Here is a 23,131-nt window from a genome sequence, read left to right as displayed (position 1 = left end):
CGAGCTATGACGGACCACTCGAGCGAGAGCGACGGCGAGAGCGCCACCGGGTCGGCGCCGTCGGGACGGGTGTCCAGACGGCGACTGCTCGCGTCGGTGACGACGGCTGTGGGCGCGAGCGCGGTAACAGGCCGCGCGTCCGCGTCGCTGACCGGCGAATCTGACGGCACTGCCGACATCGACGGAACGGTCCGGGAGGAGGTCTGGGTCGAGACGAACGTCGACACGGACGGCGACGGGGCCGCCGACCGGGTCCACGTCAGGGTGTCGTACCCCGAGAGAGCGGCCGACGAGGAGCGACCGCCCGTGATCGCGGTCGCGAGCCCCTATCACGGCGAACAGACCCACGGCGACGCGACCGCGGCGATGTACTACGACCGGTCGATCGCGCCCGCTCCGGACGGCGGCAGTAGCGCCGACGGCGGCGCGACGACGGCCACGAGCGAGCCGGCGACGCTGGGCGATCCGACGACCGCCGGGAGCTCGGGACCCGCTCACTCCCCGATCGGCGGCCCGACCGCGCCCCGTCGCGTCGAGCAGCGGTACCTCCCGCAGGGGTACGCCGTCGCGCGGGTGTCCTCGCTGGGGACGGCCCGCTCGACCGGCTGTTACACCGCCGCCGGGCCGCCGACGGTCGCCGCGCTCGAATCGGTCATCGACTGGTTCAACGGCCGCGCGACCGCCTACGACGCGCCGGAGGGCGGCGCGGAAGTCGCGGCAGAGTGGACGAACGGTCGGACGGGGATGATCGGCGGGTCGGCGCTGGGGGAACTCGCCAACGGGACGGCGACGACCGGCGTCGACGGCCTGGAGACGATCGTTCCCCAGTCCGCGAACGTCGGCCAGTACGGCCTCTTCCGCTCGAACGGGACCCCGGTCTCGGTCGTCCCCGACGCCAGCGAAGGGATGACGGACATCGGCACGTGGATCCAGGCGAGCAACGCCAGGCGCGACGACTGCGGCCATTGGACCGACCGCACCGAGGCGGGCCAGGACCTGGCAACCGGCGACTACAACGATTTCTGGCACGAGCGCACGTTCCTCGACGACGCCAACGCGGTCGACTGTTCGGTCCTGATCGCCCACGCCGTCGACGACCCGATCGTCAAGCCGAACAACGCCGCCGACTGGTACGAGACACTCGCGGCTCGCGACGTGCCCCTGAAGCTCTGGCTCTACGAGGGCGGCCACCGGGGCCCCGCCGGCGACGCGTGGGAGCGGACCCTCGACCGCTGGTGGGCCCACTGGCTGAAAGACGAGGACACCGGAGTGATGGACGAGGACCCGGTGACCGTCGTCCACGGCGGCCGGTCGGCCGCCGAGGGGTCGATGGAGAGCTACGGGGAGTGGCCGGCCCCGACCGCCGAGCCCGCGACCCTCCGGTTCGAGTCCGGCGGCGCGACGAGCGGCGCGGTGACGACGGGCGAGCCGGGCTCCGTAACGGAGTCGCTCGTCGACGACCCGTCGACGCCGGCGACGGACCTGGTCGCCGCCGAGGAGTCGCCCCACCGCCTCCGATACGAGACGCCGCCGCTCGCCGAGTCGGTCCACGTCAGCGGGCGGGTCGTCCCGTCGCTGTCGCTGTCGCTCGACGAGCCGACGGTCGTCAGCGTCGCGCTCGTCGAGTACGGCCCCTACTCGGCCGACGTCGTCACCCGCGGCTGGGCGGACCCGCTGAACCGGCCGTCCTACCGCGACTACGACACGCCGCTCGCCTACCGGCAGTCGCTCCGGGAGTCCGCCCCGCTGCCCGACGACGGGCGGGTCCGCGCCGAGTTCCCGCTCCAGGCGACCGACCACGTCTTCGAGGCCGACTCGCGGATCGGGGTGATCGTCTACGCCAGCGACAGCGAGTTCACGCTTCACCCGCCCGGGAACCGGGCAGTCGCTCTCTCCCTGGCCGACAGCGGCGTCGACCTGCCGGTCGCCGGTGGCGAGGCGGCGCTGGCCGGCGCGTTCGCGGACGAGTCGGTCGACACCCCGACCGCGACGGACAGCGAGCCGTCGACGGACGCGACGGCGACCGTCGGGGCCGATACCGAGTCGCCGACTGCGACGGCGGACGACACGGCCGCGTCCACCGTGGCTACGGACGGCGACGCGACGGCCAACGGGACCACGAGCGCCGACGGGCCGGGCTTCGGCGTCGGCGCCGCCCTGGCCGCGCTCGGGGGGGTCGGTGGACTGCTCCGAAAGAGCGACGGCGACGACTGATCGAGCGGTGCGGTACCGCCCCACACACGACGGCAACGCTGAAACCGGGCGGTCGGGAAGAGAGCGGTAGCCATGGACGGACCAGACGATACGGTTACGGCGGCCATCGGCGAGGCGTTCCCAGGCCGGTCGGTCGACGCGGTGTCCGACTCGGGACCCTCGTGGAACGACGCCAACCGGACGGTCCGCGTCGACTTCGCCGACGGCGACGCGGCGTTCGTCAAGGTCGCGACCGACGGGACCGACGCGCGGATCGCGACGGAGCTGGCGGCCATCGAGTACGTCGACCGCCACTGCGAGGTCGCGGTACCGACGGTACTCGCGAGCGGCACCGCCGGGACGACGCCCTACCTCGCTACTGCGCCGATGGACGGCGCGAACGTCCACCGCCCCTGGGCCGACTGGTCGACCGCCGAGCGCGAGCGCGAGATCGACCGCGTCGGCGCCGCGCTCGCGGTGGTCCACGCCCGCGAGTTCGACCGTCACGGCCAGATCGTCGGCGGCGGCGCCGAGGGGCTCACCGTCGAGACCGCCTCGTGGACGGAGACGCTGGTGACCGAGATCGAGCGGAAACGGCGGCTGGCCTCCACCGACCGCTACGACCACTACTTCGACGCGGTGATCGAGGCGGTCCGAGCGAACGCCGCAACGCTCGACTGCGCGCCGGCGACACTCGTCCACGGCGACCCCGCGATGCCGAACGTGTTCCGTACCGACGACGCGATCGGGTTCATCGATTGGGAGCTCGCACACGTCGGCGACCCCGCCCGGGAACGCTACCGGGTGGAAGACCGGTTGCGCGACTGGGGTGACGACGCCGCTACCGAGCGGCTCCTGGACGCGTTCCGCGACGGGTATCGCCGCCGTGGCGGATCGTTGCCGTCGGGCCACGGAGAACGCGCACCGGTGTACGATGCGGTCCGACTGCTCGGGACGGCCGGCTTCTTCGACAAACACGCCGAGCACGTCGACGAGTCGCCCGCGGAGGCGGCCGAGCGACTCGAAGGCGAGATCGAGGCGCATCTCGATGCGATTCGGTGACCGCGGCGTCGGGCGGACCAGGCGTTCGATCCCGGATATCCGAAGTCGCCGACGGGACCGCGTCCAATTCTTTACTCGAACCCGACTCAGAGGGGGATTATATGCCCGTGTGTCCATATCCCTGGTAATGACGCACCTGTACGCGATCCAGCGCGAAATCCTCGAGTTCCTGGACGACCGAGCCAGCGCGGACACGACCGCGATCCGCCGACAGCTCGCGTACACCGCCGACGTGAGCGTGACCTACGACGCCCTGGTGCCTCACCTCGACCAGCTCGAAGAGACCGGCCACATCGAGACGGTGAGCGCGGGCGGGTCCGGCGCGACCTACTACCGGCGAGCCGACGCGGCGGCCGTCCAGACGCCGACCGCGAGCGACTGACCCGGCGGCCGGGGCGCCGGGCGACCGGTCGCCCGGCACGCAACCGCGGCGGCTAAGTGCAACGACGCCCAATCCGCGGGTATGAACCAGCGCGAACTCGGCGATTCGGGCGTCGAAGTCAGCGAGGTCGGTTTCGGTGCGTGGGTCGTCGGGACGGACTGGTGGGGCGACCGCACGCGCGAGCAGGCCGTCGACATGCTTCATCACGCCGTCGACCGCGGCGTCACCTACTTCGACACCGGCGACGTGTACGGCCACGGCGACAGCGAGGAACTCGTCGGCGAAGCGCTCGGCGAGTACCGCGACGAGGTCACCATCTCCACGAAGGTCGGCTACGACTTCTACAACAACCCCCAGGCCGGCCACGGCGAACTCCCCAAGCGCGTCGACCCCGAGTGGGTCGAGACGGCGCTCGACCGCTCGCTCGACAGGCTCGACATGGAGTACGTCGACCACCTGATGCTCCACAACGCCAACGTCGACGAGGTCGACGCGGACGTGCTGGAGACCCTCGACGCCCTGCAGGAGTCGGGCCGCGTCGACTCCGTGGGGTGGGCGCTGGGCCCCTCGATCGGCTGGCTGGCCGAAGCGGAGAACGCCGTCGAGGAGGGCTTCGACGCCGTGCAACTGGTGTTCAACGTCTTCGAGCAGACGCCCGGCCGCCACACCCTCGAAACCATCCGCGAACTGGACGCCGAGACGAGCGTCATCCCGCGGGTGCCCCACTCCTCGGGACTGCTCAACGAGCAGGTCACCCCCGAGACGGAACTCGGCGAGGGCGACCACCGCGCCCACCGGCCCGAGGAGTGGTACGAGGCGGGCTGGGAGAAGGTCGAGGCGCTGCGGTTCCTCGAAGACCCCGAGGGCGTCGAGGGCACGCGGACGATGGCCCAAGCGTCGATCCGCTGGCTGCTCGGCCACGACGAGGTGGCGACGGTCACCCCCACGTTCCGCACCACCGACGACATCGACGAGTGGGCCGGCGCCGCCGAGGTCCCGCCGCTCTCCGACGAGGAGATGGACCGCGTCGAGGCGCTGTATCAGGACAACTTCGGCGTCGACCGCGACGACGGGATGGACGCCCTGCGCTCGTCGGTCGGCGGCGCCGACCTGCAGGACACCGGCAAGAAGTCGGCCGGCGACTGAACCTCCCTTTCGACACCAGATCGGCAACCCCTTCGTTTCAGCTCAAACCGGCGCTATCCCGGGATTTTCGACGAACCCCCTCGTTTCGAGTCGAACCCCGCTCACGTCTTGCGATTCGCTGGCACGGATTTCACTTTCACTCCGCCCCGTCAGACGCTCGTCACACGGGCGCCATCCTGCGGTTTCGGTTCGTCGGCCCTCGACCGGTAGTTCCACACGAAACGGCGGCTGTTCGAGGACGGCGGACCGCGGGCGGTCAGTCCAGCCGGTCGAACGTCTTCTCGGCCCACTGAACGGCGTAGTCGGCGCCGTACTCGCGGTAGGCCTCGGTGTCGAGCGCGCCGAAGGGAGTCGGGGGCTCCTGGCCGTGTTTTATCGCGGCGCAGGCCAGCTCGGCGGCGTCGCCGAAGCCGGTCTCGCCGCGGGCCAGTTCCGTCGAGAGGTCGGCCAGACGCGGTTCGAGCCGTTCGCCGGCGTCGGCCCACGCGTCGAAGAGGTCGGGATGGTCGCCGTCCCAGTCAGCGAACACCGCGCGCGTGTGGAGACCCAGATAGGCGTCGTACAGCGCCGCGGCGAGCTGGTAGGTGGCCGTCGGGTCGAGTCGCCGTTCGCCGGCCGCGGCGAGGTCGGGGTAGCGCTCGCCGAAGAAACCGAGGAAATGCTCCGGCCGGTCGAGGCCGACCTGGACGAGCGCCTCGGCGACCAGGAAGTCGACGAACGCGTCGGGCGACCCCTCCAGGCGAGGCTTGACGAGGACGACCGGTGGGTCGGTCTGGCGGGTCCAGGCGACGCCGCCGTCGCCGGGCGCGCCGACGGTCAACTCGTCGCTCGCGTACCGTCGGAGCAACTCGGGCGCGTCGGTCGGCAGCCACTCGTCGGGGAACGACTGGAGGTCGAGCGCGTCGGTGACCAGCGCCAGGTCCTCCGCCTGGGCGGCGGGGAGCGTCTCGAAGTCACGTGCGCAGTCGAGTACGAGCGCGTCGGGCGCGTGCTCGTCGCGGACGGCGGCGATGTCCGGCGAGAGGTCGCGTTCGGTGAACATCACCGGCGCGCTCCCTCGTGCGACGTGGCGGCCGGACCGGAGCGGACCGCCACGGCGCTCGGCGAAGTGATCATACCTGTCGACAGGGCCCGTCCGGGCTAAACCCCATCGGTTCCCGGCGACCCGGTCGCCCGGTCGAACGACGCGACCGCACCGTCCCGCGCCGCGAACGTTTAAATCGGATGACGGGGCCAAGCCCGACCGTATGGTCGACGACGTTTCGCGACGGGGCGTCCTGCTGGCAGGGGGCGCCGCGCTGTCGGGGGGAATCGCGACGAAAGCTGGCGCTCAGTCGGCGGTCGACCGGGGAGACCAGGCGGGAGCCCCGCCGGTTCGGTGGCAGGCGCTCGTGGAGAACGACGACGGGGTGACCAGGCCGGTGTCGGTGCAAGCGGCCGAGGGCCGCGTTCGAATCGGGGGGTTTTCCGGGGACGACTACGACGACACGGACCCCTGGCAGTTCGGGACCGACGCGGTCCGCGGGACGGACCGCGGCGGGGCGACCGCCTACGTCGAGGGGCAGTTCCTGACGCAGGCGTCCGTACCAGCGGGGGACGGCGGTCGGCTGTTCCTCGGTCGGTACACGGCGGACCCGGACGCCGACGACGCAACGGCCGAGCCGACGGCTCTCAGGATGACCGCCGAGGGCGACATCGAGTGGCGCCGGGCGTACGAGCCCCCGTTCGACATGTTCGAAGCGCGGGACCTCGCGCCGGGGGCCGACGGCGGTGCGGTCCTCGTCGGGTTCTCGGTCGACATCGACAACCCGAACACCTGGGTGGTGGCCGTCGACGCCGAGGGGACGATCCGCTGGGAACGGCGACTCGACGAACACTTCGCGACCTACGCGTACGGCGTCCAGCGGACCGGCGACGGCGCGTATCTCGTCTACGGCGGCGCGCGCCGGGGGTCGGAGCGGGACGCCAGCCGACAGGACGGCTGGGTGGCGAAGGTCGGCGCCGACGGCGAACCGCAGTGGTCCCGGCTCTACCGGCAGCGGTCGGCCGGCGACGCGAGCGACTTCCACTTCATCGAGGACGTGGCCGAGACGGCGAACGGATACCTGTTTGCAGGGTTCGTTTCGCCCGCCGACGAGGACGCGACGGGGCGGGCGTGGGCATTCTCGACCGACGCTGGGGGCGACCGACTGTACAGCGCGCTTCGCCGACCCGGTGGTGACGGTGCCGGCGAGTTCGTCGCGGTCGTCCCCCACGGCGACGGGTACGTCCTCGCGGGTTCGACCTTCCCGACCGGTGACGCGGAGGTCGGATACGCCTGGCTCCGCGGCGTCGACGCGTCGCTCTCGTCGGAGTGGGAGCTGATAGACCCGTTCGGTCAGCCGTCCGTGGTCACCGACGCCGCGGCGACAACCGACGGCGGGCTCGCAGTCGTCGGCAACCATCTCGACGCCAACGGCTGGTCGTATCCGATCGCGGCGAAACTCGGCGGCGACCCGGCCGAAACCGCGACGCCGACGCCTACAGAGACGGAGGCCTCGACGCCCTGGCCGACACTGACCCCGACGCCCACGGCGACTCCTCGGGAGACGGCGACCGAAACCGCGACGTCCGAACCGACCGGGACCGCACCACCGGCCGCCACGACCGGACCGGCGCCGGAGAGCCGGTCAGCCACCGCCTCCGCCGACGGTCCCGGATTCGGCATCGCCGGGACGCTAGCGGCGCTGGGCGGGAGCGCGCTGCTGGCCCGGTTTCGAGGTGGGTCGAGCGACGAGGGGTGACCCCGTCGCGGCCGAGTGCCACCTACGACAGGAAGACGACGACGAGCGCGAGCGCGAGCAGTGCAGCGATGCCGATCGTTCCGAGCGTGAACTTCGTCCCGTAGCTCATACTCGGCGGTTCCGCAGCCAGCGACCTAAAGGCCCCGTTCCCGCCCGAGCGAACCGTCCGCTGGGGGCCGCTCCGGACTGCCACGAACGTACGGCCGCCGCGTCCGAATGTGGGCGGTTTATCAGGACGCCGCGGTTACTGACGGCCGTATGACAGACGGTCTCTCGAGACGGCGGTTGTTGGCCGGTGCCGGGACGGTGGCGTCCGGCGCGGTCCTCGGTGGGGTCGCGGGGGCCTCCCGAGGTGACGGTGTGAGCGGCGCCGACGCGGTCGGGGAGTTGCCGCTCCGCTGGAACCGGACCTACTCGAACGCCACGTACAACGGCGCGACGTCGGTCGTCGAGGGCGACGACGGGCTCGTGGTTCTGGGCCAGTCCGGGGCCCAGCCGACGGGGATCCCAGGCTGGTTGTTCGGCGCCGACGCGACGAGCGGGGATGGGGAGTGGATGGCGACGATCGCGAACGCGGAGAGCCAGCGTCGCCCCACCTTTCAGGAGCACGTCCCCGCCGTCGACGGCGACGGGTACGCGCTGCTGGGGATGGCCACGCGGTCGGGGACGGTGGCGTTCGTCCGAACGGGCCCCGACGGGGACGTCCAGTGGTGGCGAACCTACGAGAGCGACAGCGGCGGGGACGGGGGGCTACTCGCTCGCGACGTGATCGCGTCGGCCGACGGCTACGTGATCGCCGGAACCGACGTGCGGAGCGGGTCCGCGAGCGGGCTCGTCGTCAGGGTCGGGCCGGAGGGCGAGGAGCGCTCGCGGACGCGGCTGTTCACCGACCGCCAGTCGGAGATTCTGAGCGTCGTGCCCGACGGCGACGGCTACGTGGGGACCGCCGCGATTCAGGACTCCTCGGGCGGCCAGGCGACGATCCGGTCGGTCGTCTTCCGCGCGGGCGCGAACGACGAGGTGCAGTGGCGCGAAGCGTTCACGGCGCCGACGGAGGACGCCGCGCTCGCGCAGAACCAGCTAGTCGATATCGCCCCCGCCGGCGACGGGTACGTCGCGGCGGGGTTCGCGGCCAGTCGCTCCCTGGACACGTTCGACGGGTGGGTCCTCTCGGTCGACGGCTCGGGGAGTCAGCGAGCGACCCGGCGGCTGTCCCCCGAGCCCGCGACGCGGTTTTCGGCCGTCGCGGACACCGCGGACGGGACCGTCGTCGCGGGCCAGGGCGGCGAGTCGGCGGGCGCACAGACAGGGGTCGGCGTGGTCGGCGAACTCGGCGACGGGCTCGAAGCGAACTGGAGCAGAACGGTCTCGGTCGGCGCGACGAACAACGTCCGCGACGTGACCGGGACCGCCGACGGCGGGGTCGCCCTCGCGGGCATCACGCAGTACCAGTCCGAGGGCGCGGACCCGCGGAGCGAGGCGTGGCTCGTCAAACTCGGCGGCGACGACGCCCCGCAGGTCACGGCGACGGCGCCGTCGACGGACGCCCCGTCGTCGACGGCGACCGCGACACCGTCCCGGACGCCGACGCCCTCGCCCACCCCGTCGCCGACGGCGACCGCGACTGCGACCGCGACACCTGCCCCCACCGACGAGGCGATGCCGACGAGGACGGAGCCAGAGGAGACGACCGCCGGCGACGGTGCGGGCTTCGGCGTCGGCGCGGCGCTGGCCGCGATCGGCGGGACAGCGCTGTACGAACGGGTTCGCGACGGAGACTGACTCACAGCGAGGACTGATCCGCGGTGAAGTCCGGGCCGCGTGTAGTCAGTCGTCGGCTCCGGCGCCGACGCCCGAGGCGCGGGCGACCTCGCGCCACTTGCCCGACCGGAAGCGACCGGTGTTGACCGCCGCCTTCACGTAGAAGTCGGCGACGATAGCGACGAACACCGCCGTGTAGCCCATGCCCGCCCCGAACGGGACCGACACGCCGAGGACGGTGACGGCGAACCCCGCGGGGAGCGCCAGCGACGCGATGGGGAGCCGGACGACGTAGGTTCCGAGGATCGTCCCGTACAGCGGCCAGCGCGTGTCGCCGGCGCCCCGGAGGCTGCCGCGCATCGTCCGCGATATCGAGAAGCCGGCGACCGCGAGACCGAACACCCGGATGAACTGGACCGTCAGGTCGATCTCGTCGGTGCCGAAGGCGGCGGCGACCGGTCGGGCCGCGACGACGAGCGCCACGGCGATGATCAGTTGCGTGGCGAGGGCGATCCGGAGCGTCTGCCAGCCGTAGGCGGCGGCGTTCTCGTCGTCGCCCGACCCGACGTACTGGCCGACGAGCGTCGACGCCGCCGTCGAGTAGCCCCACGCGGGCATCAGCGCCAGGAGGATGACGCGGCGCCCGATGGCGTAGGCGGCGACCGCGCCGACGCCGAGCTGGCCGAGGATGAACAGGAACGGGAACCGGCCGAACGTCTGCAGCAGGCGCATCCCCGACAGCGGGACGCCGACGCGCAGGATCTCGCGGACGAGCCCCAGGTCGAGCTGGCGCCCGGAGAACTCGAGCGTCACGGCGTAGCGCCCCGAGACCAACAGCACGAAGAAGACCGCGGCGGCGAGCGTGTTGGCGGCGGCGGTGCCGATGGCCGCGCCCGCGATGCCCAGTTCCGGCGCGGCGCCGAGCCCGAAGATGAGCGCGGCGTTGAGGGCGACGTTCGTCGGCAGCGTCGTCAGCCGGACGTACATCGGCGTCCGGGTGTCGGCGCTGCCCGCCAGCGCCCGCGAGGCGACCATCGACCAGAACCGCGGCGCCATCGACAGCATGACGATCGAGAGGTAGGTCGCGCCGTACCGGATCGCCGCCTCGTCGCCCGTCAACAGCCCGACCAGCGGCTCGGCGTACACCCACGCGACCGCCGTCAACGGGAGCGATATCGCGAGCGCCAGCCACAGCGACTGCTTGACCGCCAGGTCCGCCCGGTCGGGCCGGTCGGCGCCTTGCAGTCGGGAGACGACGCTGATCGTCCCCGAGGAGACCGCGAGCGAGAGGCCGAAGCCGATGAAGTAGTACTGGAAGCCGAGTTCGAGGCCGGCGATGGCGGCGTCGCCCAGCGCGATCCCGACCATCAGGAAGTCGGCGACGCGCAGGAGCACGCGCAGCGCTCCCGTGACCATCACCGGCAGCGCAAGGTCGAACGCCTCGCCCGCCTTCTCGCGGTCGGCGATCCCGAGTCTGTCCAGTAGCGCCGGAAAGAGAAAGAGGGCGTCCCGGATCCGTCGTCGGACGGCCATGTGGCCGTTCAGAGGCCGGCCGCCCGTCTACCTTCGGGTACCGGAACCGCGGGACCGGCCGCCGACGCGGATCGAACGGTGACTCACCGCGCGCCGTCTCTGTCGAAGACGACCTCGCCACCGACGACCGTCGCCCGCACGTCGATGTCGGCGATCTCGCCGAGATCGGCGTCCCACGGCGACCGGTCGAGGACGACCAGATCGGCGAGTTTCCCCGGCTCGACGGTGCCGAGGCGGTCCTCGTCGAAGCCCGCGTACGCGGCGCCGCTCGTGTACGCCCGCAACGCCTCGGTGACCGAGAGTCGCTGGCGCTCGTCGGGGGCAGTCACCGCTTGCTGGATCCCGTACAGGGGGTCCAGCGGCATGCAGTCGCTCCCGAACGCCAGGTCCGCGCCCGCGTCGAGCAAGTCGGAAAAGCGGTTCGAGGCCAGCCGTCGCCCCTCGCCGAGTCGGGCGGCGTAGAGCCCGTCCGCCCGCGCCCACTTCAGGAAGTTCGGCTGCATCGACGCGACCACGTCGCTCCCGGCGATGCGTTCGACCAGCTCGTCGGTCAGCACCTCGGCGTGTTCGATCCGGTGGCGGACGCCGTCGGCTGATTCGAGGGCGTCCAGCGTCTCGCGGATCGCCTCGTCGCCGATGGCGTGGACAGCGACCTGCAGGTCCGCCGCGTCGGCGCGGGTGACGAGCTCTCCGAGTTCCTCGGGGTCGACGACCCACTGGCCCCGGGGGTCCCGGTCGGAGCCTCCCGAGTCCGCCTCCGCGCGCTCGGCGTCGGCGTACGGCTCCGAGAGCTTCGCGGTGCGGCCGCCGATAGAGCCATCGGTGTAGGTCTTGATCGCGCCGACGCGGACGCGGTCGCTCCCGTGGTTCGTCCGGAGGCCGAGTTCCGCGACCGCGTCGAGGTGGTCGCTCCAGTAGTTCAGCCGGACCCGGAGGCCGAGCGCGCCCACGCGGTCGAGTTCGCGATAGACGGCGGGAACCTCCGAGCGACGGACCATGTCGTGGACGCCGACGACGCCGAGTTCCGCGGCCCGCTCCGCGGCGGCGTCGACCGCCCGCCGCATCGCCGCGCGGTCGGGTTCGATGGCCTCCCACAGCGCGTCGAGCGCGTCCTCGACGACGACGCCCGTCGGCTCGTCCGCCCGGGTGCGCACGTCCGCGTCGGGCATCCGGCCGCGCAGGCGGTCGAGTGCGACCGAATCGAGCGACCCGAGGTGCATGTCCTCGCGGACGGCGGCGACGGGGCGGTCCGTACTCACCTCGTCGAGGTCCGCAGCGGTGAGATACCGGTCGTCGGCCCACGCGCTCTCGTCGTAGCCAAAGCCCAGCACCCACTCGCGATCCGGCCCGTCCTCGGCCTCGAGTTCGGCCGCGCGGGCCGCGAGCAGGTCGACCGCCTCGGCGGGTGAGCCGGCCGCCGAGAGGTCCGCGTTGACCAGTCGTCGGCCGACCATCGGCAGGTGGGTGTGAGCGTCGATAAACCCGGGGAGGACGACCCGCCCCTCGCAGTCCCGAACCGTCGTCTCGACGCCCGCGAGATGTTCCACGTCGAAGGCCGACCCGACCGCGACGATCCGCCCGTCTCGAACGGCGAGGGCCTCAGCCCGCTCGTCCGGGTCGGCGAGGGTGTGAATCTCCGCGTTCGTGAACACGAGATCCGCGGCCGCTGTCATGGTGGAAACTGGTGGCCGGCGCGCCCCTAAACGTTCGGGCGAGGACCGGACAGCAACCCTTAGGAACGTCGACCGCGAGGCTCCGGGCATGACCGACGACTCTGAGGACGACGCCGCCGACGCGAGTGTCGATGGAGGGGCCGACCCCCAGGCCCTCGCCGACCGCGTCGCCGACGGCGACCTGCGGCTCTACGAGCTCGACGACCACGCCGACGCCGAAACCGCGGCGACCGCCCGCCGGCTGGTCGTCGAGCGCGACACCGGCGTCGACCTCTCGGCGACCGGCGACTACGCTTTCGCCGCCGAGTCGGCCGACTCGAACATCGAGAACCTCGTCGGCGGGGCGCAACTCCCCGTCGGCGTCGCCGGCCCCGTCGAAGTCCACGGCGAGGCCGCCGACGGCGACTTTTACCTCCCCATCGCGACCACCGAGGGAGCCCTGGTCGCCAGCGTCAACCGCGGCTGTTCGGCCATCTCGGCGGCCGGCGGCGCGACGGTTCGAGTGACAAAGCGCGGGATGACCCGTGCGCCCGTCTTCCGCGTCGACGGCGTGGCCGAGGGCGCCGAGGTCGCCGAGTGGGTCGAGGACAACGAGGACCGACTCGCCGAGGCCGCCGAGGGGACGACCAGTCACGGCCGCCTCCAGTCGGTGACGCCGTACGTCGTCGGCGACTCCGTCTTCCTGCGCTTTTCTTACGACACCGGCGACGCCAACGGGATGAACATGGCGACCATCGCCACCCGCGCCGCCGCCGAGGTGGTCGAGGACGAGACACCGGCCTCGCTGGTCGCGCTGTCGGGCAACCTCTGTACGGACAAGAAGCCCGCCGCCATCAACGCCGTCGAGGGGCGGGGCCACACCGTCACCGCGGACGTGACCATCCCGCGCGCGGTCGTCGAGGAGCGGTTCGGGACCACTCCCGAGGCCATCGAGGAGGCCAACACGCGCAAGAACCTGATCGGCAGCGCCAAAGCGGGGAGCCTCGGGTTCAACGCCCAGGCCGCTAACGTCGTCGCCGGTGTCTTCATCGCCACCGGCCAGGACGAGGCCCACGTCGTCGAGGGGAGCAACTGCATCACCACTGTCGAGGCCCGCGAGGAGGAACTGTACGCCAGCGTCAACCTCGCCAGTCTCCAGGTCGGCACCGTCGGCGGCGGCACGGATCTCGCCACCCAGTCGGAGCTGCTCGACGTGATCGGGTTCGCCGGCGGCGGCGACCCGGTCGGCTCGAACGCCGACGGGCTCGCGGAGGTCATCGCGGCCGGCGCGCTCGCAGGCGAGCTCTCGCTCGTCTCGGCGCTCGCCTCCAGACATCTCTCCAGCGCCCACGAGGAACTCGGTCGGTAACCGGCCCCGACGGCCTCTGTCGGGAGACGGTACCTGATCGGCGGAGATCTTTTCAGTCCGGAGTATCGGCTCGACGTTCACTTTCGCTCCGGTGACGGCTGGCGTTTACCTACCGAGGCCCGGTAGTTCGAGTGCGTCCGACCGGGACCCCCGGCGGGCGCGCCCACACCCATGCCTTCGAACAGTACCGCGGACCGCAGCGTCCGCACGACAGCGATCGACGAGCCGTCCGTCGAGGGAGACGGTGACGAATGTCGCGACGACGGCGGCGAGGGCGGTGACGACGACCTGCCGGTGCGCCGGGCGACCCGGATCATGCGACTCCTGAAGCTCGCGGCGACGACGCTGGCCGCCCTCGCCGGCGCCGCGAAGGCGCTCGGCCTTGTCTGAGGGGGCGCCGGAGAAACGCCTATTGCGGTCGCTACCCTCCCATCCGACGATGGACGAGAAGGCTCCGATCTACGCGGCCGCCGCGGGAGTCATCGCGCCAGTGGCGACCGTCCGCCTCGTCGGTGGCGCTGTCGACGCCGGCGTCCTCAACCCGATCGTCGGCCTCGTCTTCCTCTTTCTCGGGCCGGTCCTCGGGATCGTCTGGGTCGTCTCGGCGGCCTGGAAGCTCGGCCTGACCGGTTGGGACCCGCTCGATCGGTTCCGCTCGCGGGCCACCGTCCGCGAGGACATCCCCGCGCAGTTCCACGACACCATGAGCCACGAGACGCTGGACGAGCCCAAACACGAGGGGAAAGTTCCGACGAACCTGTTCGTCTACGGCCTCGTCTACTGCGTCGGCGTCCCGATATTCGCGGTCGTGTTCATCCTCTAAAGTAGTCGATAGGTACCCCGGTTCTCGGTTGCCTCACCCGCTCGAACGAGCTTTTCGAGGGTCTTCCGCGTGTACTCGGCGTCGACCCCCCGTTCGGCGGCGTAGTCGACGACCGCCGCCTCGGTCGCCTCGTCGACTTCGCGGACGGCCTCGCGAACCCGCTCTTTCCGGCTCTTGGACCCGCTGGCCTCCATCGCCCGCTCGCCCGCCTCGGCGACCGCGTCGGCGTCCAGCCCCGATCCTTCGAGGTACTCGGTGTCGGAGGGTCCGACCTCGTCGATCTGGCGCTCCATCTCGGTGAACGAGTCGAGTTCGGCGAAGGCGTCGCCGTGGCCCTGTCGGTTGGCGAGCATCGACGCGCGCACCTCGCGGGCGTGGTCCTCCTGCTCGGTGGAGACGAACTTCTTGCGTTTGGCGTACTGGCGAGTCGTCCCGCAGCGGGGGCACTGACTCGTCTCCGGGCGCCCCTCGACGACCCAGAGCATCGAACAGTCGCTACAGCCCACGACGGCGTACATCTATCCCGGGGTAGCGCGCCCCCCGATATCAACGTTCGGCAAGCGCGGCGGAAGTGGTCCGGCCGCAGAAGCGATCACGTTCGCAACTCCGACAGTGTCTCCCGGATCGCCGCGACGTACTCCTCGCGCGAGTATCCGAGTCGCCCGATCCAGACCTCCTGGTACGAGGGGTGGACGAGCGGAACGAGCGTCGTTCCCAACTGCTCGCAGTCGACCGGCTCCAGCACTGATTCGAGGAATCCGTCCAGCTCTCGCCCCTCGACCGCCAGCACCGACTTCGTGGCGTGCTTCCCGGTCGCGAGCACGGCGACCGGGTCGACCGCTCGGATCTCCTCGACGAGGTACGGCCGACAGTTCGCCAGCTCCTCGGCGGTCGGCTCGCGGTTGTCGGTCGGGTCGTCGGGGTCCGCGGGGAAGCACTTGACCGCGTTCGTGTAGTAGGCGTCGCCGGCGTAGCCCGCGTCGGCGACGATCTGGCGGATCTTCCGTCCTGAGCGCCGCGAGGTGTAGGCCAACCCGGTCAGGTTGCCGCCGCGCCAGCGCTCGGCGTCGGGGTCGCCCGCGGCCGGTGCCTCGCCGACGACCAGTACCGAGGCGTCTTCGGGACCGTTGCCCCAGGTGATGCGCTCGCGGCAGTCCGCGAGCGCGGGACAGCGCCGGCAGTCCTCGGCCAACGCGTTCCGGGTCTCGGGGTCGGGGAACTCGGGCATCGATGGCTAGTGGCGAAGGCCGCGACTCACTCCGCCCCGGTGACGCCGCGCCAGGCGCGGGCGGGCAGCGCGAGGACCGTCGCGAGGCCGGGGTAGCCGTCCGCCCGCCAGACGACGAGGGCGACCCCGACGAGCAGGAACTCGAAGTACAGCTCGGGCGAGGCGTCGATCAGCGCGAAGTGGGCCGCGAAGCTCTGTTCGATCTCGTACTCCAGGGGCGGGACCGCCGGCCACAGCATGAACCCGGCCTCGCGGAACTCCAGCGCGACCAGCGAGTAGAACGCGTCCCCGAAGGTGTGGACGAGCGCGCCGATCCCGAACGCGACCGCGAGCGGTGCCTCGCCCTCGTCGCGGACCCGAGCAGCGGTGTAGAGCACCGCGATCAGCGGCATTAACACGAGCAGCGAGTGGGCGAGCGACCGTCCGGACGGCAGGACCGCCAGCGTCCACGCCAGCGGTTTGTCGACCAGGTCGGGGAACTGCGAGGCGACGGCGACGACCAGCGCGGTCGCGGCGGTCGGGCGGTGACCCCGCGTGAGTCGCGAGTAGCAGCTGTAGACGAGGTACGCCATCGCCAGGTGTCCCCAGGGCCACATCACCGGATCCGACGGCCGTCCGGTCCTTACGTGTGTCGGCTCCTCGACCGCCCCGGTCGGGCGCCACCGCTCGCTCGGTTCTGAAAGGCATATGCGCCTCGCGGCCGTCGGGGCGAATATGGGCTACGCGTGTCCCGTCTGCGGCGACCCCCAGACCGACGCCGAGCACCTCGCCAACCACCTCGCGTTCACGGCCATGCTCCGCGGCGGCGACCACGAGGCGTGGCTCGACGACCGCGTCGACGGCTGGGCCGCGCTCGACCCGCCGGAACTCGCCGAGCGCGTCGTCGACCACGCCGACGAGGCGGAGTTCCCGCAGGTCTTCGAGGACACCACCGACGGCCACGACCACGGCGGCGGCTACCAGCACGACCACGGCCACGGCGGGCACCAGCACGGCGACGGCCAAGCCACCGGCCCCTCCGACGCCGTCGAGAGCGCGGCACCGGGCGGCGTCGCCGACCTCGACCACTTCGAGGGCGAGACCGACGACGTGCTCGCCGAAGCGAAGGAGCTGACGCGGCGACGACGAGAGAACGCCGGCGACGACGACGCCGCGGACGGTGACACCGACGACGGCGACGCCCCGGACGCGGCCGGCGCCGACGGTGACGAAACCGGGGACTCCTAAGTCGCGGCCGCCGAACGGGCTGACATGGACACCGAAGGGACGCTCGCGCCGGCGACCGCCGCCGCGGCCCGCGAGCGCTACGAGGCGCTCGGGTCGACGGCCCAGGTCGTCGTCAAGGAGACCGCGAAGGCCATGGAGATGAACGCCGAGGAGTACCGCGACCGCGTGACGAGCGAGGTCGTCGAGACCGCCCGCGACGCCCTGTTCGCCTCCCTGCTGGAGGTCCGCGTGGGCTCGCGCGAGGCGTTCGACGAGTGGGTCGCCGAACACGACGACTACGAAGTCCGCGAGGTCGGCAGCGAGAACGTCGACAGCGTCGTCTGGCACGCCGCGCCCGCGGCGGACACCGTCGTCGCAGCCACGTTCCACGAGGAACGCGAGGCCGCCGTCGGCACGCTCCGCCGGCAGGCGTTCGGCCGGATCTACCGCGAGCTTGTGACCGACGGCGACGAGAGCGCGGACGGGGCGGGCGAGGGACCCGACGAGGCCGACGGGGACGCCACCGAGTCCGACACAGAGTGAGGCGGGCGGGAAGTTCGTCGGGCGACCGCGTATCCGTGTCGTTTTCACTCGCTCGGCCGTAGCGAGGGGTATGCGTCGGGTCACCCGCAACGCCGTCCTGTTGATCCTCGGAGTGATGGTCGCGCTGCTCGCGCTCGGTGCCCTCCCGTCGCTGCTCGCGAGCGGCGACCCCTACTACGTCACCGCCGAGCCCGTCGACGCGGGGAACGCGTCGGCGAACGGAACGGTGGCGGTCAACGAGAGCGCCGCCGTCAACGGCTCCGCGCTCTCGGAGCGACAGTACCCCTACACCACGCAAGCGCTCCGGAACGGCAGTTCCGACCCCTACCGGAAGGGACCGTGGGGGTTCAAGGAGTCGTTCACCCACTCGCCGTTCGACGAGCGCTCGACGCTGTCGGCGCGCAACGCGACCGCCGTCTCCGAGTCGGGCGTGCTCGTCTCGTACAACGGCACGTTTTACCGGGTCGCGGTCTCACAGCGACCATGAGCGATCCCGAGGACGGCGACGGACGCGACGCCAACCGCGAGAGGAGCGACGACGGCTCGACGACCGACGCGGCCGCGGACGGACCGGTCCGCGAACCCGACCACGACTGGCCGGTCACCGACCGCGCGACCGAGTACGAGACCGGCTGGTACACCGGCGGCTACGACCGCGTCGAGCAACCGGACGGCACCGAGAAGTCCTACTACTGGGCCGAACTCCCCGACGCCGTCGTCGTCGTCGCGCGGTCGGGCGACGACCTCGTCCTCGTCGACCAGTACCGCCCCGTCATCGGCGAGCAGTGTCTCGAACTCCCCGCCGGCATCGTCGAGGACGGCGAGTCGTTCACGACCGCCGGCGCCCGCGAGTTGCGCGAGGAGACCGGCTTCGACCCCGCCGGCATCTCGCTGATCGAAGACTTCTGGTGTTCGACCGGCGTCCTCCGCCACCGTCGGGGCATCGTCTTCGCCGAGGGCCTCGAACCGGTCGAGCGGAAACTCGACGGTAACGAGTTCCTCTCGGTGACGACGGTCCCGATCGACGACGCGCTGGCGGTGGCCCGGCGCCAACCCGCCAACGACGCCACCATCGAGGGGATACTGCTCGCGAAGGAGGACGGGCTGCTGTGACGGGCGAGGCGGACGGCGACCCTCGGTCCGTGGCTGCCGCCGACCTCGCCGACCCGCCCGCCGACGCCGGCGCCGACTGGACTCGTCTGGACACCGAGGTCGTCTGGGAGAACCCCTACTTCAGTGCCGGCTACGACGAGTACCGCCAGCCCGACGGCGCGGTGAGCCGCTACTACTGGATCGACCCCGGCGACTTCGTGGCGGTCGTCGCCGAGACGGCCGACGGCGATGTCGTCTTGCTGGACCAGTACGACGCCCGGCTGGACCGGTCGCTGCTCACGGTCCCCGGCGGCGCCGTCGACGACGGCGAGTCGTTCGTCGAGGCCGGTGTCCGCGAGTTGCGAGAGGAGACCGGCTTCCGCGCCGACGAGGCCGAGCTGTTGGAGGTGTTCGAGCCCACGGCGTGGACGCGGATGCGTCAGGGAGTGGTCTACGCGACGGACCTCGAACCGGGTGCGCCCGACCGCGAGGGCGGCGAGGACATCGAGATGTACGCCGTTCCCGCCGAGGAGGCCGTCGCTGCCGTCCGGTCGCGCGAGGTCCCGTTCGCCGCTTCGCTCGTGTCGTTGCTGGTCGCCCGCGACGAGGGGCTGCTGTAGTCCGGCGTCGCCGCGTGCGTCCAGTGGACTCCGACGGGCATATGCCGGCCGACCACCGATCGCCGCCAACGATGGACGGCGAGATCTCCGGCGAGGAACTGCAGGAACTGCTGGACGAGAACGGGGAGCAACCGCCCGAGGATCTCCGGATCGTCGATATCCGGAACCCCGGGTCGTTCGAGCGCGGGCACATCCCCGGCAGCGAGAACATCCCGGCGAACCAGCTGACCGACCGCGTCGAGGAACTCGACGGCGCCGAGCGCGTCGTGACGGTCTGCCCGATGGGCAAATCCAGCGTCCAGGCCGCCCGCCTGGTCGGTTCCTACGAGGGCGTCGACGGTCCGGTCGAGAGCCTCCACGGCGGGCTGAACGACTGGGACGGCGCGCTGGAATCTGCCGACGCCGAAGGCGGCTCGGGCGACGGGTCCCCGGCGCCGTTCTGACCGTCGTCAGCGTCTCACACTGGTTTTCCAGCGCCACCGCTCGCGGGCGTGAGACGGTGGCTCGGTGAAAGTCCTCGTCACAAGGGGCTCAGTGGGGGTAACTGCTCGTCATCGCCACCACCCGCGGGTTCGCGGTCGCCCGTGAAAAGTCCACGTGTTCGGCGCGTATTCGTGTGGATCGAACGTATACGCACACGTTCGGTCGACAAGCACCCGACTTATGTGCACTCGGTGGCGTAGGGAGAGCAATGACCGTGCGTCACGACGGGATCACCGTCGAGTGGCTGGGCTATGCCACGCTGCGGTTCGCCGGCGAGGACACCGTCGTCTACACCGACCCGGGGCGATACGGCGTACTCACCGGCGAGTGGGAGCCGGACACCGACGGGGTCGGCCACCCACCCGCACGGGACTATCGCCCCGAGGACGCCGACGTGGTCTGTCTCACCCACGTCCACCACTACGACCCCGACGGCGTCGAACGCGTCGCCAACGAGGACACGACGCTCGTCGCCTTCGAGGCCATCGAGGAGGGCGTCGAGGACCGCGAACTCCCGCCGCTGGATTCGCTTCCCTACGAGGTGGTGACGGTGGGCGACAAGGACTCGCTGACCGTCGACGACGTGCCGATCTGGACGGTGCCAGCGTACAACGAGGAGAACGGCCCCCACACCAGACCGGACGGCACGCCGTTTCACCCCGAGGGGTTCGGCTGTGGCTTCGTCGTCGACGTGGAGGGCAAGCGTGTCCTCTACCCCGGCGACACGGACGCGCTCGGCCCGCACCAGAACGTCGAGGTGTCGGTGTTCTGCCCGCCGATCGGTCCGCGGTTTACGATGGACCGCCACGAGGCCGCGGCGCTCGCCGCCGCGATGGAACCCGAACTCGTCGTCCCGGTCCACTACAACACCTTTTCCACGCTGGAAACGGACTCCCGGGGGTTCGCCGCCGACGTGGCCGAAGCTGGCGTCCCGGTCGCGCTCGACGAACGCTGAGCGCCGAGTCGGTCAGCCGCCGTCCCCGGTCGCGGACGCGTCCTCGTCGGCCTCCGTCGCGGGCGCGAATTCGAACTCGGTCGTCTCGCCTACCCGGTCGCCGCCTTCGACGGCTTCGACGGTGAGCGTCACGTCCGCGGTGGCACCGCAGCCGCGGCTGACGAAGTGTCCCCACTCGTCGCCGGTGGCGACCGGTCCCGCTTCCGCCCGCCGGAGATAGGCCCCGTACCGCGGGGTCTCCAGTTCCTCGGTGATCCGGCCGGTGACCGGCGCGTACCGGACGACGACACGCTGGGCGACTCCGTCGGCGGTGGCGTCGGCCGTCATCGGTCGATCCGAGGACGGTCCCGGTGAAAACGGTTTCGCGGAACGGCCTCGCGGACCGACGCGGCTACGCCCCCGACAGAGTGTTGTACCGGGACATCGAACCGACGGCACAGTCTACGATGTCGCTGGCTATCACCCACTTCGCGGTCGGGGCTGCATGCACCGCGGTCGTCCTGATGCTGGTCCCGCGGGTCCCCTTCCAGCGGACGCTGGTCGTCTGCGGCGGGATCTGGGCGATGCTCCCCGACGCCTGGCGATTCCTGCCGACCTCCGGCGCCCGGTACGCCCACGAGTTCCACGCGACACCGCTGGCGAACGTCTTCTGGTTCCACAACGCCCTCGACCGCGCCGACGTGGGCGACTCGCAGGCGACCGGTGTCGCACTCCTCGCGGTGTTTCTCCTCGTGACCGCGACTGTCGAGTACCGCGACTATCGCACGCCAGAGCCGGTCCGAGAGGCGCTCCCCGACGCCGTGTTCGAGGACGACTGACCCCACAGGGGCCTCCCGCTCAGCCCCAGTCGGCTGTCCGGGCGTGTTCGGCGGCGATTTCGGCGACCCCGTCGGTATCGAGCGTCCCGTTCTCGGTTACGACGGCGTCGACCAGTCGGGTCGGCGTCACATCGAAGGTCGGATTGTCGACTCGCAAACGGACCTCGCCGTCGTACAGCTCCGCCGGGTCGCGCTCCTCGCGGTCGACTTCGATCGGTCCCGCTCCCTCCCCGGTCCCAGCGGCCGCGATCTTGTCGCTCGCGGCGACGACGTAGCAGTCGAGACCCTCGCTCGCCGCGGCGGCCGCCCCCGCTCGCGTCCCGACCTTGTTCACCACGCGTCCGTCGGGGAGTACCGTGTCCGCACCGACCACGACCGCCTCGGTGCCCGTGGCAGCCAGCCGGTCGGCCAGCGCCGCGTCGGTCGTCAGCGTCACCGTCGCGTCCGTGGTCGCGGCGAAACGCTCGGCGGTTCCGACGCCCTCGCCGCCCGGTCGGGACTCGGCGACTAACACCTCCTCCGGGTCCGCCCGCTCGACAGCCGCCGCGACCGTCCCCGACCGCGACAGCGTGGCGATCCGGTCGGGGAGTCGTTCGGCCGCGAGAGCGGCTGCATCCCCGTCTGCGGCCGTTGATCGTTCGGTACCTTCGAAGGCAGCAGATTCGAGTGCCGCCGGCGTGGCCGCCTCGGCGGCGACGTCCATCGCCCGGTTGACGCGGTTCTCGACTACCGCCATCGACGGGCGGGCGTCGAGCAGTTCGCGGGCGAGATCGGTGAGGTCGCCCCAGTTCGCGGGGCCGTCCCCGATACCGGCGCCGCCGTCGCCTCCGCGCGCCCGCTCGACCGCGAGCGCCGCCTCGTCGCGGAGGACTTCCAGCGCGCGCAGCGATATCCAGGCCGACCCGTGTTCGGCGTCGCCGGCGACGGTCTCGACGGTCGGCCGCACGCGGTCGTAAGAGGTCCACAACCGTGGAACCGTCTCCCGCCGGAGGATCGCCGTCGGCGGGACCCACTCGAACTCGTCGGTCTCCTCGTTCGGGTCGACCGTTCGGGTCGTGCAGTCGAAGAGGTACGGGTGGACGACCCATCGCTGGCCGAGGTCGTCGTCGACCACCGCGAAGGGGTCGCCCCGCCGGACCAACGCGGTCTCGGCGTCGGGGTCGATCCCGGTCTCCTCGCGGATCTCCTGGCGCGCGGCGGCGTCGGGGTGTCCCTCCGCATGTCCGGCCACGCCGCCCCACCGCCCGCTGTAGGACCCAACGGCGTCGCTCCGACGGAGGAGCAAGACTTCGGTCTCGTTGCGGAGGAAGACGGTCACGACGTGGGTTTCGATGGGGTCGTCGGTTCCCGCATCGTCGCTCTCGTCGCTCTCGGTCATCGCTCGGACGTTCGCCCGCCTGTCGTATCAGCCTCGGGGTGGCGAGAGACGGGCGGCGCGAGGGCGGAAGCCGGGCGCGACCGACGGGGCTCCGCGAAGGGAAC

General features: G+C 71.5%; 26 protein-coding genes. 17 read left to right on the top strand and 9 right to left on the bottom strand.

Annotated features, from left to right (window positions below; genetic code table 11):
* Positions 1-6: 6 nt before the first annotated feature.
* The 4 genes from C475_RS05295 to C475_RS05280 all read left to right on the top strand — a co-directional run bounded on the left by C475_RS05295 (position 7) and on the right by C475_RS05280 (position 4,783).
* Positions 7-2,214, top strand: coding sequence for a CocE/NonD family hydrolase (locus C475_RS05295; protein ID WP_006882750.1), 2,208 nt, complete (start codon positions 7-9; stop codon positions 2,212-2,214).
* Between the two features lie 72 nt (positions 2,215-2,286).
* Positions 2,287-3,255 (top strand): phosphotransferase family protein, encoded by a 969-nt coding sequence (locus tag C475_RS05290; RefSeq protein WP_006882749.1) that lies wholly within the window; start codon positions 2,287-2,289, stop codon positions 3,253-3,255.
* Between the two features lie 127 nt (positions 3,256-3,382).
* Positions 3,383-3,637, top strand: a complete 255-nt coding sequence (locus C475_RS05285) for a hypothetical protein (RefSeq protein WP_006882748.1) — start codon at positions 3,383-3,385, stop codon at positions 3,635-3,637.
* An 81-nt stretch (positions 3,638-3,718) separates the two neighbouring features.
* Complete coding sequence (locus tag C475_RS05280) at positions 3,719-4,783, top strand: aldo/keto reductase (RefSeq protein WP_006882747.1); 1,065 nt, start codon at positions 3,719-3,721, stop codon at positions 4,781-4,783.
* Between the two features lie 256 nt (positions 4,784-5,039).
* On the opposite strand, the gene C475_RS05275 is transcribed toward C475_RS05280, so the two are convergent.
* Positions 5,040-5,825, bottom strand: coding sequence for a DUF7089 family protein (locus C475_RS05275; protein WP_006882746.1), 786 nt, complete (start codon positions 5,823-5,825; stop codon positions 5,040-5,042).
* A gap of 205 nt (positions 5,826-6,030) precedes the next feature.
* Between C475_RS05275 and C475_RS05270 the strand changes: the two genes are divergently transcribed.
* Positions 6,031-7,566, top strand: a complete 1,536-nt coding sequence (locus C475_RS05270; RefSeq protein WP_006882745.1) for a hypothetical protein — start codon at positions 6,031-6,033, stop codon at positions 7,564-7,566.
* Between the two features lie 22 nt (positions 7,567-7,588).
* Here the strand turns inward: C475_RS05270 and C475_RS23760 are convergent, their stop codons facing one another.
* Positions 7,589-7,759 carry a hypothetical protein gene (locus C475_RS23760; RefSeq protein WP_161625168.1) on the bottom strand — a complete coding sequence of 57 codons (171 nt, stop codon included), beginning with the start codon at positions 7,757-7,759 and terminating at the stop codon, positions 7,589-7,591.
* Positions 7,760-7,824: 65 nt separating this feature from the next.
* Here C475_RS23760 and C475_RS23755 point away from each other — a divergent pair, with 65 nt between their 5' ends.
* Entirely contained in the window at positions 7,825-9,348 is a 1,524-nt protein-coding gene (locus C475_RS23755; protein ID WP_049930139.1) for a hypothetical protein, read from the top strand.
* Positions 9,349-9,393: 45 nt separating this feature from the next.
* Here the strand turns inward: C475_RS23755 and C475_RS05260 are convergent, their stop codons facing one another.
* Both C475_RS05260 and C475_RS05255 read right to left on the bottom strand, forming a co-directional pair.
* The gene (locus C475_RS05260; RefSeq protein WP_006882743.1) at positions 9,394-10,860 is read right to left on the bottom strand and encodes an MATE family efflux transporter; all 1,467 of its coding nucleotides are present in this window, start codon (positions 10,858-10,860) and stop codon (positions 9,394-9,396) included.
* An 83-nt stretch (positions 10,861-10,943) separates the two neighbouring features.
* Complete coding sequence (locus C475_RS05255; RefSeq protein ID WP_006882742.1) at positions 10,944-12,533, bottom strand: amidohydrolase; 1,590 nt, start codon at positions 12,531-12,533, stop codon at positions 10,944-10,946.
* A gap of 88 nt (positions 12,534-12,621) precedes the next feature.
* Between C475_RS05255 and hmgA the strand changes: the two genes are divergently transcribed.
* From hmgA to C475_RS05240, 3 genes are all read left to right on the top strand, one after another.
* On the top strand, positions 12,622-13,881 hold the full coding sequence (gene hmgA, locus C475_RS05250; protein WP_006882741.1) for a hydroxymethylglutaryl-CoA reductase (NADPH): 1,260 nt from the start codon (positions 12,622-12,624) through the stop codon (positions 13,879-13,881).
* A 171-nt stretch (positions 13,882-14,052) separates the two neighbouring features.
* Positions 14,053-14,271 carry a hypothetical protein gene (locus C475_RS05245; RefSeq protein ID WP_006882740.1) on the top strand — a complete coding sequence of 73 codons (219 nt, stop codon included), beginning with the start codon at positions 14,053-14,055 and terminating at the stop codon, positions 14,269-14,271.
* A gap of 49 nt (positions 14,272-14,320) precedes the next feature.
* Positions 14,321-14,704, top strand: coding sequence for a hypothetical protein (locus C475_RS05240; protein WP_006882739.1), 384 nt, complete (start codon positions 14,321-14,323; stop codon positions 14,702-14,704).
* Here the strand turns inward: C475_RS05240 and C475_RS05235 are convergent.
* The 3 genes from C475_RS05235 to C475_RS05225 all read right to left on the bottom strand — a co-directional run bounded on the left by C475_RS05235 (position 14,701) and on the right by C475_RS05225 (position 16,528).
* Positions 14,701-15,222, bottom strand: a complete 522-nt coding sequence (locus tag C475_RS05235; protein WP_006882738.1) for a DUF5817 domain-containing protein — start codon at positions 15,220-15,222, stop codon at positions 14,701-14,703. The genes C475_RS05240 and C475_RS05235 overlap by 4 nt on opposite strands.
* A 74-nt stretch (positions 15,223-15,296) precedes the next feature.
* Positions 15,297-15,932, bottom strand: a complete 636-nt coding sequence (locus C475_RS05230) for a uracil-DNA glycosylase (RefSeq protein ID WP_006882737.1) — start codon at positions 15,930-15,932, stop codon at positions 15,297-15,299.
* Between the two features lie 26 nt (positions 15,933-15,958).
* Positions 15,959-16,528: a metal-dependent hydrolase gene (locus C475_RS05225; RefSeq protein ID WP_006882736.1), complete on the bottom strand. Its 570-nt coding sequence runs from the start codon at positions 16,526-16,528 to the stop codon at positions 15,959-15,961.
* Between the two features lie 118 nt (positions 16,529-16,646).
* Here C475_RS05225 and C475_RS05220 point away from each other — a divergent pair, with 118 nt between their 5' ends.
* From C475_RS05220 to C475_RS05190, 7 genes are all read left to right on the top strand, one after another.
* Positions 16,647-17,159 carry a DUF5810 domain-containing protein gene (locus tag C475_RS05220; protein ID WP_049930137.1) on the top strand — a complete coding sequence of 171 codons (513 nt, stop codon included), beginning with the start codon at positions 16,647-16,649 and terminating at the stop codon, positions 17,157-17,159.
* Between the two features lie 24 nt (positions 17,160-17,183).
* A complete protein-coding gene (locus C475_RS05215; protein WP_006882734.1) occupies positions 17,184-17,681 on the top strand; it encodes a DUF5809 family protein in 498 nt (165 codons plus the stop codon).
* Between the two features lie 70 nt (positions 17,682-17,751).
* Positions 17,752-18,168 (top strand): hypothetical protein, encoded by a 417-nt coding sequence (locus C475_RS05210; protein WP_006882733.1) that lies wholly within the window; start codon positions 17,752-17,754, stop codon positions 18,166-18,168.
* The gene (locus tag C475_RS05205) at positions 18,165-18,794 is read left to right on the top strand and encodes an NUDIX hydrolase (protein WP_006882732.1); all 630 of its coding nucleotides are present in this window, start codon (positions 18,165-18,167) and stop codon (positions 18,792-18,794) included. The genes C475_RS05210 and C475_RS05205 overlap by 4 nt, the downstream gene beginning before the upstream one ends.
* A complete protein-coding gene (locus tag C475_RS05200) occupies positions 18,791-19,393 on the top strand; it encodes an NUDIX hydrolase (RefSeq protein ID WP_006882731.1) in 603 nt (200 codons plus the stop codon). The genes C475_RS05205 and C475_RS05200 overlap by 4 nt, the downstream gene beginning before the upstream one ends.
* 71 nt (positions 19,394-19,464) lie before the next feature.
* Positions 19,465-19,836 carry a rhodanese-like domain-containing protein gene (locus C475_RS05195; RefSeq protein ID WP_006882730.1) on the top strand — a complete coding sequence of 124 codons (372 nt, stop codon included), beginning with the start codon at positions 19,465-19,467 and terminating at the stop codon, positions 19,834-19,836.
* 248 nt (positions 19,837-20,084) lie between these two features.
* Positions 20,085-20,831 carry an MBL fold metallo-hydrolase gene (locus tag C475_RS05190; RefSeq protein ID WP_006882729.1) on the top strand — a complete coding sequence of 249 codons (747 nt, stop codon included), beginning with the start codon at positions 20,085-20,087 and terminating at the stop codon, positions 20,829-20,831.
* A 12-nt stretch (positions 20,832-20,843) separates the two neighbouring features.
* Here the strand turns inward: C475_RS05190 and C475_RS05185 are convergent, their stop codons facing one another.
* Positions 20,844-21,158, bottom strand: a complete 315-nt coding sequence (locus tag C475_RS05185) for a hypothetical protein (protein ID WP_006882728.1) — start codon at positions 21,156-21,158, stop codon at positions 20,844-20,846.
* Between the two features lie 119 nt (positions 21,159-21,277).
* On the opposite strand from C475_RS05185, the gene C475_RS05180 reads away from it, so the two are divergent.
* Entirely contained in the window at positions 21,278-21,649 is a 372-nt protein-coding gene (locus C475_RS05180; protein WP_082223254.1) for a hypothetical protein, read from the top strand.
* A gap of 19 nt (positions 21,650-21,668) precedes the next feature.
* Here the strand turns inward: C475_RS05180 and C475_RS05175 are convergent, their stop codons facing one another.
* The gene (locus tag C475_RS05175; RefSeq protein WP_006882726.1) at positions 21,669-23,027 is read right to left on the bottom strand and encodes an NUDIX domain-containing protein; all 1,359 of its coding nucleotides are present in this window, start codon (positions 23,025-23,027) and stop codon (positions 21,669-21,671) included.
* Positions 23,028-23,131: the final 104 nt, after the last annotated feature.

The organism is Halosimplex carlsbadense 2-9-1, assembly GCF_000337455.1.
Lineage (GTDB): Archaea > Halobacteriota > Halobacteria > Halobacteriales > Haloarculaceae > Halosimplex > Halosimplex carlsbadense.
Note: the sequence above shows the minus strand (reverse complement) of the source record. Positions and strands in the feature narration are given on the sequence as shown.